The sequence below is a fragment of the Actinoplanes sp. M2I2 genome, from assembly GCF_023544445.1.
Taxonomy (GTDB): Bacteria; Actinomycetota; Actinomycetes; order Mycobacteriales; family Micromonosporaceae; genus Actinoplanes.
In genome coordinates this window covers 1-17,183 of the sequence record NZ_JALPVJ010000010.1, presented here as the reverse complement: position 1 = coordinate 17,183, position 17,183 = coordinate 1, and the positions used below count along the sequence as shown (strand labels likewise).

The window sequence follows — 17,183 nt, the reverse complement described above, 5'->3', positions numbered from 1 at the left end:
CGTCTTCCCGGCGCGATCCGTCGCGTGATCTCAGGGCTGTGCGGACAAGAAGACGCGTGCGGCGGAGCTCAGGTAGGCCGGGTCGTCGACGTGGCAGAGCTCGCGAGCCGAGTGCATGGAGAGCAACGGCACGCCGACGTCGAGGGTGGGGATGCCGATGCGGGCCGCGGTGATCGGGCCGATCGTCGAGCCGCAGGGGACGGAGTTGTTCGAGACGAACTCCTGGTAGGGGACCTCGGCGGCGGCGCAGGTCCGGGCCCAGAGGGCCGCACCCGTGCCGTCGGTGGTGTAGCGCTGGTTCGCGTTGATCTTCAGCAGGGGGCCGCCGCCGGGGACGGGGCGGTTGACCGGGTCGTGGCGGTCCGGCCTGTTCGGGTGGACGGCGTGACCGGCGTCGGAGGAGAGGCACCACGAGCCGGCGATCGCCCGGGCCAGGTCGGAACGGTCGCCGCCGAGACCGATCGAGATGCGCTCCAGCACGTCGGCCAGGAACGGTCCGGCTGCGCCCGACCGGGTCTCCGAGCCGACCTCTTCGTGGTCGAAGGCGGCCAGCACCGCGATCGCCTGGGTGGGCTCGGCGGCGAGCAGGGCGACCACGCCGGCGTGCACCGAGGAGAGGTTGTCCAGGCGGCCCGAGGCGAAGAGGTTCTGCTCCGCGCCGAAGCGGGCGGGGCTCGCCGAATCGACCGTGATGATGTCGTAGCCGGCCACGTCGGCGCCGCCGATGCCGGCCAGGCCGGCCAGGTGGGCGACGATGTCCGCGTTCTCGGGGCCGCCGGCGCCCCAGATGGGCTGCAGCTCGCGCTGCTTGTCGGGGGCGAACGAGTCGTTCACCGCGCGGTCGAGGTGGATGGCCAGGTGCGGGATGCGGGCGAACGGGCCGGTCCGCACCAGGGTCGCCGTGCCGTCGCGATGCACGATGCGGCCGGCGAACGCGAGCTCACGGTCGAACCAGGAGGGGACGACCGGGCCGCCGTACACCTCGACGCCGGCCTGCCACCAGCCGAACGCGACCGTGGACGGCTTCGGCTTGAGCTTGAACCCGGGCGAGTCGGTGTGCGCGCCGAGGATGCGGAACGGGGTGCCGCGCCCAGCCGCCGGGGGCAGGGCCAGCGCGATGACCGAGCCGTCGCGCACGATGGTGAGCCGCGCTCCCGGGCGTACGGAATCGCTCCAGTCGGCGGTCTCGTCGAGCGTCTCGTAGCCCGCCTCGCCCAGCCGGCGGGCCACCTCGGCGGCCGCATGGTACGAGCTCGGTGACGCCGAGACGAAGGCGGCCAGGTCATCGATGTGCGCGGACGCGTCCATGTCGCCCATCAGATCATGAGCGGTCACCGGATGGTCACCCGACCGGCGCGAACCCGGGCAGCCACTTCTCGAGGATCGAACGGTAGGGCGCCTCGGCCTCGAGCTGGCTCAGGACGCCGATCGAGCCCAGGGTCACGCGGTGGATCAGCAGGTACGACGGGGGCAGGTTGAGCTTGCGGCTGAGCTGGTAGGCGGGCGAGCGCGGGCTGCTCAGCCGGGCCGCCTCACCGCGCAGCCACGAGCGGGTGAACCGGAACTGGTCGACCGCGACCGGCTCGATCATCGGACGCAGGAAGTCGAGCAGACCTTGGGCGTCGATCTCGTCGTCCTGCTTGACGAAGCCCTCCTCGCGCAGGCCGTCGGCGACCCCCTGGGCATCGCCCGCGAGGGCCAGCCGCACCAGGCGGCCGATCGGCTCGGGGTGGCCACCGGGCAGCCGGGCCACCGCGCCGAAGTCGATCACGCCGAGGCGGCCGTCGGCCAGCATGCGGAAGTTGCCCGGGTGCGGGTCGGCGTGCAGCAGACCGGCCCGGGCCGGCGCCGAGAAGTGCAGGATCGCCATCAGGCGGCCGGCCTGGTCGCGTTCCTCGACCGTGCCGTCCGAAATGATCTTGGCTAGCGGCGTGCCCTCGACCCACTCGGTGACGAGGACCTTGGGCGCCGCGGCGATCACCTTGGGCACATAGATCTCGGAGTCACCGGCGAACGCCTCGGCGAAGGTCCGCTGGGTCTCGGCCTCCATCGCGTAGTCGAGCTCCTCGGTGATGCGTTCGCGGAGCTCGGCCAGCAGCGGCTTGATGTCCATGCCGGGCTGAATGATCTTGAACATCCCGGCCAGCCGGGACAGCTGCTTGAGGTCGGCGATCAGGGCGTCGCCGGCTCCCGGGTACTGCACCTTGACCGCGACCGCGATGGTCTTGGGCTTGGCGTTCTTTCGGGCCGGGGGCAGTTTCCAGACCCCGCGGTGCACCTGGCCGATGCTGGCCGCCGCGGCCGGGCTGTCGTCGAACTCGGCGAACTTGTCGCGCCAGTCGGGACCGAGCTGCTCGGCCAGGGCCTTGTGCAGGCTCGCCACCGGCATCGGCGGCGCGGCCTCCTGCAGCTTGGTCAGGGCCTGCCGGTAGGGGCCGGCCATCTCTTCGGGCATGGCTGCCTCGAAGACCGACAGCGCCTGCCCGAATTTCATGGCACCGCCCTTGAGCTGCCCCAGGACGCTGAACAGCTGCTCGGCGGTGCGCCGTTGGATGTCCTCCGAGATCACGTCGCCGGCGATCCCGACGGCGCGCTTGCCGAAGCCCAGTGCGGTCCGCCCCGCGAAGCCCAGCGGAAGTGCGGCCAGTTTGGCGGTGCGGGCGGCCGCACGCCGCGGAATGTCGCTCACCAGATCATTGTGACCCAACTCGGGAGGTTCGATCGCCCGGCTCAACACCAATTGCCCGTTAGCAACGTGAAAGTCCATCCCGATTCCCGCATCATGGCCCGGTCGGGCGGCTCCGACGCCGCGGCGGGCGCGAGCAGTCGCAGCTCGGATGGGATGGCCACGTGCGGCGGCGAAGGCGGGACGGTGAGGTCAGCTCGGTCGAGACCCCCAGCGTCTCGGGGGCGCCGCCGTCGATGAACGTCAGGACCTCTTCGACGGCGTAGGCGGTGGCGGCCAGCAGAGTCGCGACGGTGCACGGCTCGGGCCCGGTGCGCTGCGGCGGGCCCGGCCAGGTGGCGTCCCGGTCGCGGCGATGCAGATCGAGGCAGGCCAGGCACGGTCCACCGGAGGGCGGGACCAGGGGGCCGATCACGACCGCGCCGTCCCGGATCGTCACGGCCAGATGGGGTTGGTGGCGCTGCCCGTGGGCCGCCGCGAGCAGGGTGACCGGCATGTCGGAGTCGAGCTGGACGACGAGGGTGGCCGGACCGCGGACCGCGCCGGTCTCCAGGCCCGGCGCCGCGCGCGCGAGGGCCGACACGACCGCGACCTCGCGGGGTTTGCCGACGTCGGACCCGCGCAGGGGGCCGGCCGCCAGCTCGCCCGGATGCACCAGTCCCGGCAGGTCGGGGCGGATATGGCCGACACCCGCCTCGGCCAGCGCCACCGCGATCGGCGCGCCCAGCCGGCCCCGCCCGCTGATCACCACCCGGGCGGCATGACGCCGGCGCAGGCGGGTCGCGGGAGTTCGGGACGCATCACCGCGCAGCGCGAGGACGGCGGCCTCGCCGATCAGCCGGTGTGCGGAGGGAAGCGACGGGGGCAGAAGCGACGCGGCCGGCACGGCGAGCCCGGCGGCGCGAAGAGTGTCGACGACGGCACGGGTGTCGTCGGGAGGTATGCCCTTCTCGGCCGCCTGCAGCAGCACCACCCGCTCGGGCCGGCTGCCGTCGAGGAGATCGAGCACCAGCGCAGTGCGGGGATGGGGAAGGCGCAGCATGACGGCCCGGGAGGGGTCGGAGCCGAGCTGCAGCTCGCCTCCGTCACGCCAGATGCGAGGGAGGCCGGGGATCAGAGTGGGGCGGTTCACGTGTCACAGGATGTCACCGCAAGGATGCGGAGCGAATAAGTTGTCCACAGGCTCCGACGGCTCGCCACACGGACTGTCCACAGGCCTCAGCTAGTTATCCACAGGCCCTGAGGGTTATCCACAACCTCACTCAACGTTCCGCGGGGGATGTGGATATGTGCCGCGGCGGTAATGCACCGGGGAGGGCGACCTGCCCTCCCCGGGTGGGTGAACGGCCTTGCCGGGGGCTCGACGATGGCCTAGTGGGGCCAAGCCCTCGGGGCCGTCCGGATCAGGCCTTGGCCTTGCCCAGGATGCGGTTCACGGTCGTCCCGCAGACCGGGCACTTGCCCTTGGCCATGTTCATGCCGGTCTTCGAGACCTCGACAGTGCCCTGGAAGTCGCGCTTCTCCTTGCACTTCACGCAGTAGCCGTTGTACGTGTTGTCGGCCACGGTTCCTCCTCGTCATGTTGTCGGCCGGGTCGGCCCGATGCCTGCTCGCGGTGGCAGGCCGCGACCTGTGTTCGGCGCTGGACCGCTCCGAGACCACGTGGATGTGGCCACCCATCGGGGCGACCACTACCCAGGTCAGGCCAGTTCCATGTCAGCGCGGCGTCGGCGGTGTCACCGACGACGTGAGTGTGCCCGCCCGAATCGCCCTTTTTGGGATGTTGTGCCGCAACACGCCGTACGGTGCCATCAAACGGGCAGAAAAGGGACGTTGGGCTCGATGGTGGCGGATCGCGTCGTGGGCTAGGTTGGGCACTCGGCGCTCCGGTTGTGCCACGTTGGAAAATTTTTTCGGTATTACGCGGACGAAGCACGCATATCCGGCGCGTGTCATCGGGCGTACTCTTGCGGTGACATGGGTCTCACGGATTAGCGTCTCAACGTGAACCCGAATCTGGGCCGCGCGAGCCGGTAATGGCCCGGACGCGCAAGCCTGTCGTGGAAGTGCGGCGCAGCCAGCGCCGTCGTCGCACAGTGTCCGCGTACCGCGATGGAGAGCGCGTCGTCGTGCTCATCCCCGACCGGTTCTCCCGTGCCGAGGAGACCGAGTGGGTCGAGCGGATGCTGGCCCGCCTGGCCGCCCGCGAGGAACGCATCCGGCGCACCGACGACGAGTTGCTTCTGCGCGCGCGCCGCCTCACCGGCCGCTATCTCGCCGATCATGTCTCTCGGGTGCAGCCGGCCAGCGTGCGCTGGGTGACCAACCAGAACGGCCGCTGGGGTTCCTGCACCCCCGATGACGGCACGATCCGCATCTCGCACCGCATCCAGGAGATGCCCGACTGGGTGATCGACTACGTGTTGCTGCACGAGTTGTCCCACCTCGTCGTGCCCAGCCACAGTCCCCGCTTCTGGGAGCTGGTCAACCGCTTCCCCAAGGCTGAGCGCGCGCGGGGCTATCTGGAGGGCATCTCCGCGGCGACCGGTCTGGTGCTGGCCGACGACTGAGCGGGCCGGGGCGTTGTCCACAGGCGCCGGGCGGGGCCCGGGGCGCCGATAGGGTGGGCCTGTGGTTCGACGGGTGGTTGCTGTGCTGCTGGTGCCGGTGCGATGGAGTCCGCCCGGGGTTGATCTGACGGCCTGGCGGGCGGCGCTCGCCGAGGACGTGGTCGACCTGCTGGCCCGGCTGGCGCAGGCCGAGGCCGCCGTCGCGGCGACTCCTGACGACGTGCCGCTGGCGCGCGAGATCGCCTGGCCCGGCATGCGGATCTACGAGGTGCCGACGGCGACCTACCGGCCCGTGCTGACCGCGGCGACCGAGGACGGTTTCGATCAGGCCGCCGTGATCGCGGCCGACGCCCCCGACGTGCCCGGGATGATCCTCGGCAAGCTGCTGCGGCCGCTCGAGAACAAGGCTGTCGCGGTGGCGCCCGGTGGCCCCGGCAACGGGTTGTTCGGGCTGGCCACCGCCTTGCCGGCGCCGGACTGGCTGGTCGATCACGACCTGGACACCGCTTCCGCCCAGATCCTGCGGAAGAACGCTCCCCGTCCCGGCGACGTCTCCTCGACCCCGGAGTGGCGGCGGCTGCGCGGGGCCGCCGAGCTGGCGAGTCTCGACCCGGCCCTGGAGGGCTGGGAGAACACCCGGGCCCTGTTGGGCGGCTGAAACGGCGGAGGCCGGGCCTCTCCAGCAGGAGAAACCCGGCCTCAGGGCCGTGCTCGGTGCTTACTTGGCGCCGGTCTCGCCGTCGTTCTCGCCGTCGGGCTTGTTGCCCGGCTCCTGGTTCTCGCCCGGCTCGAGGTTGTCGAGCTCGCTGATGTCCCAGTCGAGGTTGTTCTGGGCGAAGGCCTCCGGGTTGGCGAAGTCCTCATCGGTGGGAAGCAGGTCGGGGTGACCCCAGAGGGCGTCGCGACCCTGGACACCCCGCTGCTCGGCCACGGCGGCCCACAGGGCCCCCGCCTCGCGCAGGCGGCGGGGGCGCAGCTCGAGGCCGACCAGGGCGGCGAACGTCTGCTCGGCCGGGCCACCCGCGGCCCGGCGGCGGCGGAAGGCCTCGCCGAGCTGCACGACCGACGGCAGGCGGTCGCCGGCGGCGCTGTCGACCACGTGACCGACCCAGCCCTCGATCAGCGCGAGCGCCGTCTCGAGACGGGCCAGGCTGGCCTTCTGCTGCGGGGTGTCCTCGGGGGTGAAGATGCCCTCGAGCGCCATCGCCTGCATCGACTCGGGGTCGCCGGGGTCGACGCGGCTCATCGCGTCCTCGATCGCCTCACGGTTGACGGTGATGCCGTTCGCGTACGTCTCGACGGCGCTCAGAACGTGGGCCCGCAGCCACGGCACGTGGCCGAAGAGCCGCTGGTGAGCAGCCTCGCGCAGGGCCACGTACAGGCGTACCTGGTCCTCCGGGATCTCCAGGCCCTCGCCGTACGCCTTGATGTTGGCCGGGACGAGCGCGGCGGTGCCGGTGGGGCCGAGCGGCAGGCCGATGTCGCCGGCCGAGAGCACCTCGGCCGCGAGCTGCCCCAGGGCCTGGCCGAGCTGACCGCCGAAGAGCGCGCCGCCCAGCGTCGCGACCATCGACTGCATCGGGCCGAGCTGGGCCTTCGCCTCGTCGGGGACCAGGTCGCCCATGGCGCCGACCATGCGGCCCGCGATCGGGTCGCACAGCTTCTTCCACACCTCGAGGGTGTTGTAGATCCACTCGTTGCGGTTCCAGGCGGCGGCCGTGCGGATGCCGCTGGGCAGCGCGGAGGCCGGGTCGAGCCACAGGTCGGCGAGGCGCAGGGACTCCTCGACCTGGTGGCGCTCGAACATGTTCACCGCGGGGTCGCCGGCGGCGGACAGCTGGCTGGCGGCGACCTGCCGGGCCAGGTCCCAGTTCACCGGGCCGCTGCCCGGGCCGGCGAACATCTGCTGCAGTTGCGCCATGAACTGCTGCATCTGCTGCGGATCGGAGGGGTCGGGCGGCTGGGCACCCGGCAAGGAGAATCCGAACGGGATATCAGGCACGGAGTCAACGGTACGCGCGAAAAGCCCGCTCGGGACCCGTCGCGGTGTCAGCTCAGAGAGAACTCAGGCAGGGACGATAGTCTCTCGCGCATGAGACGTCGTGGTGTCACTGTAATCCTCGGCGCCCTGATCACCGCTCTGCTGGCAGTCGGTGTGATGGCCGCACCCCTGCCGTACGTCGTGCTGAAGCCCGGTCCGACGGTGAACACGCTCGGGTCGGACAACGGCGCCGAGGTGATCCAGGTGACGGATGCGAAGACCACCACGTCAGCCGGTCAGCTCCGGCTGACCACCGTGAACGTGCAGTCGCAGGTCGAGCTCGTGTGGGCGATCAGCAGCTGGTTCACCTCGTCGGACGCGGTCGTCCCGCGGGAGCTGATCTATCCGCCCGACCGCACCGAGAAACAGGTCGAGCAGCAGAACGCCGAGGAGTGGACCGAGTCGCAGGACAGCGCGATCACGGTCGCCCTGACCAAGCTGGGCTACCCGGTCCGTACGGTGGTCGCCAAAGTGACCGACGGCGGCGCGGCGACCGGCATCCTGCGGGCCGGCGACGTGATCACGGCGGTCGACGGCTCCGCGGTCACCGACCCGTCGAAGCTGACCGAGCTGGTCCGGGCCAAGCCGGCCGGCACGGCGCTGACCATCGCCTACACCCGGGAGGGCAAGGCCGCCACGGCCAAGGTCACCACCAAGGCAGCCGAGGACAACGTGCCGCGGCTGGGCATCGAGATCGGCACCAAGCAGAACGCGCCGTTCAAGGTCGCGATCGATCTCGACAAGATCGGCGGTCCGAGCGCGGGGCTCATGTTCACGCTCGGCATCATGGACAAGCTGGAGCCGGCCGACCTGACCGGCGGCAAGATCATTGCGGGAACGGGAACGATCGACAACAGCGGCAACGTCGGCCCGATCGGCGGGATCCCGCAGAAACTCGTCGGCGCCAAGAAGGCCGGAGCTCAGGTCTTCCTGGTCCCCAAGGGCAACTGTGCCGAAGCGCTGCGCAACGCGGTCGACGGGCTCCCGATGGCCGAGGTGGCCACCGTGGACGACGCGCTCACCGCGCTCAAGACCTTCACCGGGGGTGGCACCCCCAAGCCGTGCTCGGCTGAGTGACAGATGACGTACTGTGAGACACCGGCCCAACTGATATGTGGAGCCTCCGTTGGTAATGCGTAACAGCCCTCTACCGAGGATGAGCCGGCGCGGTCGCGTCACCGTCGGCGTCCTGGTCGGGGTCTTCCTTCTTTTCACGCTGCTCGGGTGGGGCATCGACGCGTACACCGATTATCTCTGGTTCAACGAAGTCGACTTCGTCAACGTCTTCTCCGGTGTCCTCCTCACCCGCCTCCTCCTCTTCCTGGCCGTCGGTGTCCTGGTCGCGCTGATCATCGCCGGCAACCTCTATCTCGCCTACCGGCTGCGCCCGCTGCTGCGGCCGCATTCCGCCGAGCAGGCGACGCTCGAGCGCTACCGCATGATCATCGCGCCGCGGCTCGGCACCTGGATCACCGTGCTCACGCTGATCATCGGCTTCTTCGCCGGCCTGTCCGCACAGGGCCGGTGGAAGGACTGGATGCTCTTCCGCAACGGCGGCACCTTCGGGGTGCAGGATCCCGAGCACGGTGTGGACGTCGGGTGGTACATCTTCGACTACCCGATGCTGCGCTACGCGCTGGGTGTGGCCTTCACCGCCGTGGTGCTCTCGGTGCTCGGCGCGCTCGCCGTGCACTACATCTTCGGCGGCGTGCGCCTGCAGGGCGTCGGCGACCGGATGACCACCGCCGCACGGGCTCACCTGACCTCGCTGGTCGCGCTGTTCGTCCTGCTCAAGGCCGTGGCGTACGTGCTCGACCGGCGCGCCCTGCTGCTGGAGCAGCACGTCTCCCCGGGGCTCTACGGCGCCGGGTACACCGACGTCAACGCGCTGCTGCCGGCCAAGGAGATCCTGGCGTACATCTCGATCGTCGTGGCGATCGCGATCATCGTCTTCTCCAACGTCTGGATGCGTAACCTGGTCTGGCCCGGCGTCTCGCTGGCCCTGCTGGCGATCTCGGCGGTGGCGATCGGCGGCATCTACCCGCTCGCGGTGCAGAACTTCTCGGTCAAGCCCAGCCTGAGCGAGAAGGAAGCGCCGTACATCCAGCGCTCGATCAACGCGACCCGGGCGGCGTTCGGGTTGGACGGCACCCAGATAGCGCCCTACCGGGCCAACAACGTCGTCCCGCCCAGTGGTCTGGCTCGCGACAGCAGCGCGCAGAACGCGCGGTTGATAGACCCTCAGCTGGTCTCGCAGGCCTTCACCCAGTCGCAGCAGTCCCGTGGCTTCTACGACTTCGGCAAGAAGCTGGACGTCGACCGCTACACGATCGACGACCAGACCGCCGACTACGTGGTCGGCGCCCGCGAGATCAACGACGACAAGCTGACCCCGCAGCAGCGCAACTGGCTCAACCGGCACACCGTCTACACCCACGGCTACGGCCTGGTGGCGGCGCCGGCCAACGAGGTCGTCTGCGGTGGTCTCCCGTTCTTCGTCTCCGGCTTCCTCGGCGACGACCGCCCGCCGGGCTGTTCCTCCGCGACCGAAGAGATCAAGGTCGAGCAGCCGCGCATCTACTTCGGCGAGCAGTCCACCGAGTACGCGATCGTCGGCCAGGAGGACGAGGCCCGCAAGGTCGAGTTCGACCGTCCGCAGGAGGACAACAACAACGCCGAGGAGCTGTACACCTACAGCGGTGAGGGCGGCGTCGAGATCGGCTCGTTCTTCCGGCGGCTGGTCTTCGCGATCAAGAACACCGAGAGCAACTTCCTGCTCTCGGACGCGGTCAACGGCGACTCCCGGCTCATGTACATCCGCGAGCCGCGGGAACGCGTCGCCAAGGTCGCGCCGTTCCTGACGATCGACGGCGACCCGTACCCGGCGGTGGTCAACGGCCGGATCACCTGGATCCTCGACGGCTACACCACGTCGGCGACCTACCCGTACGCACAGAAGATCAACCTGGCCACCGAGACGCAGGACGAGCTCACCGGCCAGGGGACGTTCGCCCTGGCCCGCGACGACGTCAACTACATGCGCAACTCGGTCAAGGCCACGGTCGACGCCTACGACGGCACGGTCAAGCTCTACGAGTTCGACGAGAACGACCCCGTGCTCAAGGCCTGGAACAAGTCCTTCGGCGGTGACCTGATCATCCCGAAGGCGGAGACCCCGGCCGCGCTCGCGGACCACTTCCGCTACCCGCAGGACCTGTTCAAGGTGCAGCGCAACCTGCTCACCCGGTTCCACGTGACCGACCCGCAGGCGTTCTTCTCCGGCCAGGACTTCTGGCAGGTGCCGAACGCGCCGGACGCTCCGTCCAGCAACCAGAAGCAGCCGCCGTTCTACTTGAACGTGCAGCTGCCCGAACAGGACCAGACCCGGTTCCAACTGACGGCCGGCGTGACTCCGGCCAACCGGGAAAACCTGGCCGCCCTGATCTCCGGCTCGTACGTGGACAACAAACCGCAGCTGGAAGTCCTCGAACTACCGGATCAGACGGTCATCCCCGGGCCCACCCAGGTCCATCAGAAGATGACCAACAACGCGTCGGTGCGGCAGCAGATCAACCTGCTGTCCAACAACGCGCAGAGTCAGGTGCTCTACGGCAACCTGATCTCCCTGCCGGTCGAGGGCGGTGTCCTGTACGTCGAACCGGTCTACGTCAAGACCGGCAACCAGGAGAACGCGGCCCCGCTGCTGCAGAAGGTCCTGATGTCCTACGGCGACGGCGGCACCTACGTCGTGCTGGCCGACAACCTCAAACAGGGCCTCGAACAGCTCGTCACGCAGGGCAAGCAAGCCAACGCCGGCAACAACAACACTGGTGGCAACAACAACAGCGGTGGCAACAACAACACCGACAACAACGCGCCACCATCGGCCCTGACCGGCGAACTGGCAACGGCGGCAGCCGCCGTCGACAAGGCCATCGGCGACGTCCGGACAGCCCAGCAGTCCGGCGACTTCACCCGGTACGGCCAGGCGCTCCAGGCACTCGAAACCGCGATGGACAACTTCGAGAACGCGCGGAACGCGGCCGCCGGAACGCCCAGCCCGGGCGCCTCGGCCACCCCGTCCGCGCCGGCCAACCCGTCGACGGCCCCATCCGGTAACCCGGCGCCGACACCCAGCGGCTGACCTCGGCGTCGACGCTCACCGGGGCCCGTTTTGCAGCTAACGACAGGGTTGCGCTAGTCTTAACAAGCCGACGCGGGGTGGAGCAGCTCGGTAGCTCGCTGGGCTCATAACCCAGAGGTCGCAGGTTCAAATCCTGTCCCCGCTACGAGTCGAGGGGCCCTTGTCCGCGGAAAGCGCGGACCGGGGCCTCTTCGCATTTCTGCTTGGGGGCCGAGCCCCCAGACCCCACGGTGCGGCGGTCGCGAGGGTGGGCTTTGCGCTTCGCGCTCGCCGAGGTGCTGCTCTGCGGGGGTGCTTTGCGCTTCGCGCTCGCTCAGGTGCTGCGCCGCACTCCACCCCAGGCGCTGCGCCCACAGCACCGCACCCCATTGCGCCGCACCGCAGTGCACTTGCACCCCGCTGCACTGCGCCGCACCTCACGCACCGTAGCCCGTTGCGCTGCGCCGGACCGCACCCCACTTCATTGCGCTACGTCGGACCGCACCGCACTGCACTGCGCGCTCTGCACTGCAGCCCATCGCGATGCGCCAGACTGTCCTTTGCCATCGAAGTGTGTCCGTCTTGCCAGCGGACTTTGTCCCTGGTGAGATTTCCGCCATCGAAGTTTGTCCGCCGCGTTGAGACGATCGGTCGGGGGCAGGCAGATCGAGGCCGGCTCGGCTCGGCTCGAGGTCGTCGAGGTGACGGGCTCCCGCCGTCGCGGCTCGTCACCGAATTCGGATGCGACCACCGCTGGATTACCGAGCTGGCGCCCGCCGCCGCCACCTCCGGCGCCGACCGACCCGTAGTCCAAAGATCACCCAAGGGATCGAGAGGAGATTGGCAAAGCCATGGGCACCTGGGACGCTGGGCCGTTCGATAACGACGACGCGGCAGACTTCGCTTATCAACTGGACGAAGCGCCAGCACCAGCCCGCATCGAGATGATCGGTGCCGTCCTCGAACGTGTCGCCGACCCAACCGACGATGACTCCCGCCTCTCCGATGCTCCACGAGCCGTCGCTGCCGCTGCCCTCATTGCCGCCCAGGGCCCAGGCGGCGTCCCCGTCGACCCGAACTACGGCCCGAGCACACCCATGCCGCAGTTCCCGGCCTACCTCCGGGGCCTCGCCATCAACGCTCTGGACAGCGTGATCTCGAAACCGACATGGCTGGCCGAAGCCTGGGACGAAAGCCCCAGCGGCCCCGAGTGGCGCCGGACCATTTCCGACCTGCGCACCATTCTCGACCCACCGCAGGAAGAAACGCTCTTCACACCGTGACCGGCGCGTCCAGCAGGCAAAGCCCACTGTCACAGACCGCCGCTCAGACATCCCTCACTGGCACGGACATAGTTCGTTAGCAACGGACACGGGCCGGCCCCGCCGGCGCCCGGCGGGCGGCCGGTGTGACGGTCTCATCTGGGCCCCACCATGCGGCTCGTTCACCAACTACTAGTGTCACCGCAGCTTGGGTAGCGAGCACACGGATCGCGGCAGATGCGAATGCAGCGGTGGCGGACTGTGAATTACTATCGCGTCACCACGCTCCGTCAGTGTGGTGACGCGATCGCGGGAGTCAGGTTGACCATTCGTGAGCAGGTACAGCGCTTCGTTGAGCTTGGACCACTTCCGTCCGAGGAGGACAATTCTGAGGACGGCGACGCCGATTTCGACAATCTTGAGCAGGTGCTACGCGGGATAGAGCGGCCGGTCAATCAGGTCGAGGCGGCAGCCTTGTCCGGCTCGTTCGGCACGGACAACTGCTTCGGGCTTGCTTGGACCCTGCTCCATCTAATCGAGACGGCGCCTATACCCATACCGTTGACTGAGCCGGCCGCCGACGCAAATCCATGGATTCGGCGCTTGTGGCTCCGCCAGCAGAACGCCTTGGCCGCTTCCTGTTTGTCATGATCGATCGTTGGGTTGATGGTGTGATGAGCTAATCGGCAGGCTGCTGCCGCATCTTGACGACGTAGAAGTCAACGAGGTCACCGCCTCCAGTTCTGGCGTCGTTCTTCATGCTGCGGTGCGCAACGGTGAGCAGCGCTGCCCGGCGTGCTCAGTGGTGTCTGGACGGGTGCATTCGCGGTATCGGCGCCGGTTGGCTGATCTGCCGGTCGGGGGCCGACTGGTGGAACTGTGCCTGACGGTGCGCCGCTTCTTCTGCCTCAACACCGCCTGCGGGAGGCGGACGTTCGCCGAGCAGATCGCCGGGCTGACACGCCGCCGCGCTCGTCGTAGCGAACCGTTGCGGACGATGCTGACCTCGATCGGGCTGGCGCTGGCCGGCCGGGCCGGTGTCCGGCTCGCCGCCAAGGTCGGGATCCGGACCAGCCGCAACAGCCTGCTGCGGCTGGTCCGAGCAGTCCCCGACCCTGAGGTGGGCTCGGTGCGGGTGCTCGGCGTCGACGACTTCGCCGTCAAACGAGGACACCACTACGGCACTGTCCTGATCGACTGCGAGAACCACCGCGTCCTCGATCTGGTTGAGGGACGCGACGCGTCACCGCTGGCGGTCTGGCTGCGGCAGCACGAGTCTCCAGAGGTGATCTGCCGGGACCGGGCCAGTGCCTATGCAGAAGGCGCCCGAACCGGAGCGCCGGACGCGGTGCAGGTCGCTGACCGTTTCCATCTCTGGCAGAACCTCGCCACCGCGGTCGAACGCCTGGGTCGCCAAGCACAAGGACTGCTTGATCGAGAAACCCATCGCTGCGACCGTCGACAACGACGCAGAGATCGTCGCGCAGCCGCAGGGCGCGATGGCACAACGCCGCCGAGCCCATCACACCCTGGTCCACGAGATGCTCGCGCAAGGCGCCGGGTTCCGGCAGATCGCCCGCCACATGGGCTGGAACCACCGAACCGTGTCCCTCTACGCCCACGCCGCGACGTGGCAGGAAATGATGATCGTGCCCAAGCAACGGGCAAGCGCGCTCGACCGATACAAGCCCTATCTGGCCGAGCGGATCGCCGGCGGGTGCCTCAAGGCCTCGGTGCTGCACCGAGAGGTCGTCGCGCAGGGCTTCACCGGTGGCTACGGCATCGTCCGCGGTTTCGTCGAGCAGCACCGCGCCCGGCCAGACCTGCAGGCGATCCCGAAGCCCGTGTCGACACGGCAGGTCACCGGCTGGGCATCCCGACAACCTCACCGACCGCGACGCCAACCGCCTGGCCATGATCCTCGATACCTGTCCCGAACTGCGAACCGCCGCCGAGCTCGTGCGGTCGTTCGCCGCGATGATGACCCAGCGACACGGCCACCGCCTCAGCGCATGGCTCACCCAAGCCGAACAGGCCGACCTGCCCGGCATCAACCGCTTCGTCAACGGCGTGACCGCCGACCTCGAGGCCGTGACCGCCGGACTGAGCCTGCCCCACAGCTCCGGACCAGTGGAGGGCAACGTCAAACGGATCAAGATGCTCAAGCGGCAAATGTATGGCCGAGCCGACTTCGACCTTCTCCGCAAACGAGTCCTGCTGGCCCACTGACCTGAAGATCAATCACGCTTCGCGGGACAGAACCCCCAACACTCGCGAACGAAGCCGCGCTGCGCCAGACCGCACCGCAGCCCACTGCGCCGCGCCGGACCGCACCGCAGGCCATTGCACTGCGCTGGTGGCTGTCGGGTCTGTCAAGAAACGGTGTGACTCGACGTTGTGATGATCAGTTGCGGCCTGCGGTGAGGCGGCCGTCGGAGGCAAGGTCGAAGGCGTTGAGAGCGGGTTTCCAGCGGGTGATCCAGTGGCGTCGGCCGGCGCCGGTCGGGTCGAGGACCATCACCCCGAGGTAGCCGCATATTAGGGCGGCCTTCGCCACACCGAGCGACCGAGCGACAACGCCACCGCGCCTCTCGCATTGCGCTGTGCTGGGGCTTTGCGTTGGGCGGGGGTTTATAGGGGGTGGCCTGTTGTTGCGTCTATGTGGGTGGGGATTTGGTTGGGGTGGTCGCCTACGGTGGGGGTGCCTGTGGGCTCGACCATGAGGATGGCGGCGCCTGTTGGGGATGAGGGCTTGTGTTCTGTTCCTCGGGGGACGGTGAAGACGTCGCCTTGGTGCAGGACGACGGTGCGGTCGCGTAGGGCGATGGTCAGTTCGCCGTCCAGCACCAGGAAGAACTCGTCGGTGTGGTCGTGGGTGTGCCAGATGTGCTCGCCGTGCACCTTGGCTATGCGGATGTCGTTCTCGTTGACCCGGGTCACGATGCGCGGGCTCCACAGCTGGTCGAAGGAGGCCAGGGCCGCGGTCAGGGAGATCGGTTCAGTCACGTTCTCAGGATGAAGCCTTGGTGGCTCCGGCGTGAGTGCTAGGAATGTCGAATGACGCAAGAATCCTTGCACCGCGTCGTGGCCGTGGTCGACGCCGGCTCCAACCCGTTCGAGCTGGGCTGCGTCACCGAGGTGTTCGGGCTGCGCCGGCCGGAGCTGGGCCGTGAGCTGTACGACTTTCGTCTCTGCGCGGCCACCCGCACCACCCGGATGCGGGACGGCTTCTTCGACCTGACCGGGATCGCCCCGCTCGACGCGGTGGACGAGGCGGACACGGTCATCGTCCCGAACCGTCCCGACGTCGAGGTTCCGCGGCGCCCGGCCGTCCTGGAGGCGATCCGCCGGGCCCATGCTCGGGGCGCCCGGCTGATCGGCTTCTGCAGCGGAGCGTTCACGCTGGCCGAGGCCGGGGTGCTCGACGGGAGGCGGGCCACCACCCACTGGCAGTGGGCTGCCGAGTTCCGCGTGCGCTTTCCCCGCGTACATCTGGAAACCGACGTCCTCTTCGTCGACGACGGTGACATCCTCACGGCGGCGGGAAGCGCCGCGGCGCTCGATCTGGGTCTGTACGTGGTGCGGCGCGACCACGGTGCCGAGATCGCCAACGCGGTCAGCCGCCGGCTTGTCTTCGCCCATCGTGACGGCGGTCAGCGGCAGTTCGTCGAGCGCCCGATCCCCGATATCCCGGACGACTCGCTGGGTCCGCTGCTGACGTGGGTCCAGGAGCACCTCGACCGCCCGCTGACGGTCGCCGACCTGGCCGGCCACGTGTCGGTGAGCCAGGCGACGCTGCACCGGCGGTTCCGGGCCGAGCTCGGTACGACGCCGCTGGCCTGGCTGACCGGCGAGCGGGTCGCTCTGGCCTGCCGGCTGCTCGAACGCGGCGAGTCCCGGCTGGACGTGGTCGCCCGCCGTTCCGGCCTCGGCACGGCGACGAACCTCCGCACGTTGCTGCGTCGCGAAACCGGCCTGACCCCGACCGAGTACCGCCGCCGCTTCGGAGCGCCTCCCGTCGTCAGCCGGGCCGGGTGAGCGGTACCGGGCCGTCTGCAACCGCGTCCATCGCGTACGCCTGGGGCTGACGCTGCGATGCCGGTAAATCCGGTCGGGTGCCGGGTTCTGGTCTCGCCCGGTTCGAAAACGAGGCCGGAAGGCTCGCCCATGGGGCGCATCGGTGCTGGTGGGAGGCGTGCCGCCGCTGGTGGTGCGGGGTCCGCGGCCGGGAGCGGGAGGCGTGGACGACCCCTCTGTGGTCGTTCCCGACAGGGCAGGGTAGGGTTTAACTACCGACGCGGGGTGGAGCAGCTCGGTAGCTCGCTGGGCTCATAACCCAGAGGTCGCAGGTTCAAATCCTGTCCCCGCTACGATTGTGATGTCTCAGGACATCGGAATAGCCTGAACCTACGTTTCGTAGGTTCGGGCTGTTTTGTTTTTGGGGGTGGGTCCGGGTGGCCGGCCGGTGGGCTGGTAGTCGCGTCGGGGGTCGATGGTGAGT

14 protein-coding genes, 2 tRNA genes and 2 pseudogenes are annotated in these 17,183 nt (G+C 69.0%); 11 read left to right on the top strand and 7 right to left on the bottom strand.

Annotated elements, in window-relative coordinates; translation table 11 throughout:
* Window positions 1-30: 30 nt before the first annotated feature.
* The 4 genes from HJC40_RS21170 to HJC40_RS21155 all read right to left on the bottom strand — a co-directional run bounded on the left by HJC40_RS21170 (window position 31) and on the right by HJC40_RS21155 (window position 4,251).
* On the bottom strand, window positions 31-1,335 hold the full coding sequence (locus tag HJC40_RS21170; RefSeq protein ID WP_250003003.1) for a M18 family aminopeptidase: 1,305 nt from the start codon (window positions 1,333-1,335) through the stop codon (window positions 31-33).
* A 7-nt stretch (window positions 1,336-1,342) separates the two neighbouring features.
* A complete protein-coding gene (locus tag HJC40_RS21165; RefSeq protein ID WP_250003002.1) occupies window positions 1,343-2,689 on the bottom strand; it encodes an AarF/ABC1/UbiB kinase family protein in 1,347 nt (448 codons plus the stop codon).
* Window positions 2,690-2,780: 91 nt separating this feature from the next.
* Entirely contained in the window at window positions 2,781-3,818 is a 1,038-nt protein-coding gene (locus tag HJC40_RS21160; RefSeq protein ID WP_250003001.1) for a ThiF family adenylyltransferase, read from the bottom strand.
* A 271-nt stretch (window positions 3,819-4,089) separates the two neighbouring features.
* Complete coding sequence (locus tag HJC40_RS21155) at window positions 4,090-4,251, bottom strand: DUF5679 domain-containing protein (protein ID WP_015625326.1); 162 nt, start codon at window positions 4,249-4,251, stop codon at window positions 4,090-4,092.
* Window positions 4,252-4,722: 471 nt separating this feature from the next.
* On the opposite strand from HJC40_RS21155, the gene HJC40_RS21150 reads away from it, so the two are divergent.
* The gene (locus HJC40_RS21150; protein ID WP_250003000.1) at window positions 4,723-5,256 is read left to right on the top strand and encodes a M48 family metallopeptidase; all 534 of its coding nucleotides are present in this window, start codon (window positions 4,723-4,725) and stop codon (window positions 5,254-5,256) included.
* A gap of 61 nt (window positions 5,257-5,317) precedes the next feature.
* Window positions 5,318-5,914 (top strand): hypothetical protein, encoded by a 597-nt coding sequence (locus HJC40_RS21145; protein WP_250002999.1) that lies wholly within the window; start codon window positions 5,318-5,320, stop codon window positions 5,912-5,914.
* Between the two features lie 60 nt (window positions 5,915-5,974).
* Here HJC40_RS21145 and HJC40_RS21140 read toward each other — a convergent pair whose 3' ends face one another.
* A complete protein-coding gene (locus tag HJC40_RS21140; RefSeq protein WP_250002998.1) occupies window positions 5,975-7,258 on the bottom strand; it encodes a zinc-dependent metalloprotease in 1,284 nt (427 codons plus the stop codon).
* Window positions 7,259-7,348: 90 nt separating this feature from the next.
* Here HJC40_RS21140 and HJC40_RS21135 point away from each other — a divergent pair, with 90 nt between their 5' ends.
* The 7 genes and pseudogenes from HJC40_RS21135 to HJC40_RS21110 all read left to right on the top strand — a co-directional run bounded on the left by HJC40_RS21135 (window position 7,349) and on the right by HJC40_RS21110 (window position 14,911).
* On the top strand, window positions 7,349-8,374 hold the full coding sequence (locus tag HJC40_RS21135) for a PDZ domain-containing protein (RefSeq protein ID WP_250002997.1): 1,026 nt from the start codon (window positions 7,349-7,351) through the stop codon (window positions 8,372-8,374).
* A gap of 79 nt (window positions 8,375-8,453) precedes the next feature.
* Complete coding sequence (locus HJC40_RS21130) at window positions 8,454-11,441, top strand: UPF0182 family protein (RefSeq protein WP_250002996.1); 2,988 nt, start codon at window positions 8,454-8,456, stop codon at window positions 11,439-11,441.
* A 71-nt stretch (window positions 11,442-11,512) separates the two neighbouring features.
* Window positions 11,513-11,586, top strand: a tRNA-Met gene (locus tag HJC40_RS21125).
* A 685-nt stretch (window positions 11,587-12,271) separates the two neighbouring features.
* Window positions 12,272-12,703, top strand: a complete 432-nt coding sequence (locus tag HJC40_RS21120) for a DUF4259 domain-containing protein (RefSeq protein WP_250002995.1) — start codon at window positions 12,272-12,274, stop codon at window positions 12,701-12,703.
* 240 nt (window positions 12,704-12,943) lie between these two features.
* Entirely contained in the window at window positions 12,944-13,333 is a 390-nt protein-coding gene (locus HJC40_RS21115) for a hypothetical protein (RefSeq protein ID WP_250002994.1), read from the top strand.
* A gap of 115 nt (window positions 13,334-13,448) precedes the next feature.
* Window positions 13,449-14,147 (top strand): annotated as a pseudogene (locus HJC40_RS46625) (ISL3 family transposase); the annotation flags it as partial.
* Between the two features lie 305 nt (window positions 14,148-14,452).
* On the top strand, window positions 14,453-14,911 hold the full coding sequence (locus HJC40_RS21110; protein ID WP_308200925.1) for a transposase: 459 nt from the start codon (window positions 14,453-14,455) through the stop codon (window positions 14,909-14,911).
* A gap of 175 nt (window positions 14,912-15,086) precedes the next feature.
* On the opposite strand, the pseudogene HJC40_RS21105 reads toward HJC40_RS21110, so the two are convergent.
* A pseudogene (locus tag HJC40_RS21105) lies at window positions 15,087-15,233 on the bottom strand (IS256 family transposase); the annotation flags it as partial.
* An 80-nt stretch (window positions 15,234-15,313) separates the two neighbouring features.
* A complete protein-coding gene (locus HJC40_RS21100; RefSeq protein WP_250002992.1) occupies window positions 15,314-15,688 on the bottom strand; it encodes a cupin domain-containing protein in 375 nt (124 codons plus the stop codon).
* 51 nt (window positions 15,689-15,739) lie between these two features.
* Here HJC40_RS21100 and HJC40_RS21095 point away from each other — a divergent pair, with 51 nt between their 5' ends.
* Together HJC40_RS21095 and HJC40_RS21090 are read left to right on the top strand one after the other, a co-directional pair.
* A complete protein-coding gene (locus tag HJC40_RS21095; RefSeq protein WP_250002991.1) occupies window positions 15,740-16,720 on the top strand; it encodes a GlxA family transcriptional regulator in 981 nt (326 codons plus the stop codon).
* Window positions 16,721-16,978: 258 nt separating this feature from the next.
* Window positions 16,979-17,052: transfer RNA gene (locus tag HJC40_RS21090), tRNA-Met, on the top strand.
* Window positions 17,053-17,183: the final 131 nt, after the last annotated feature.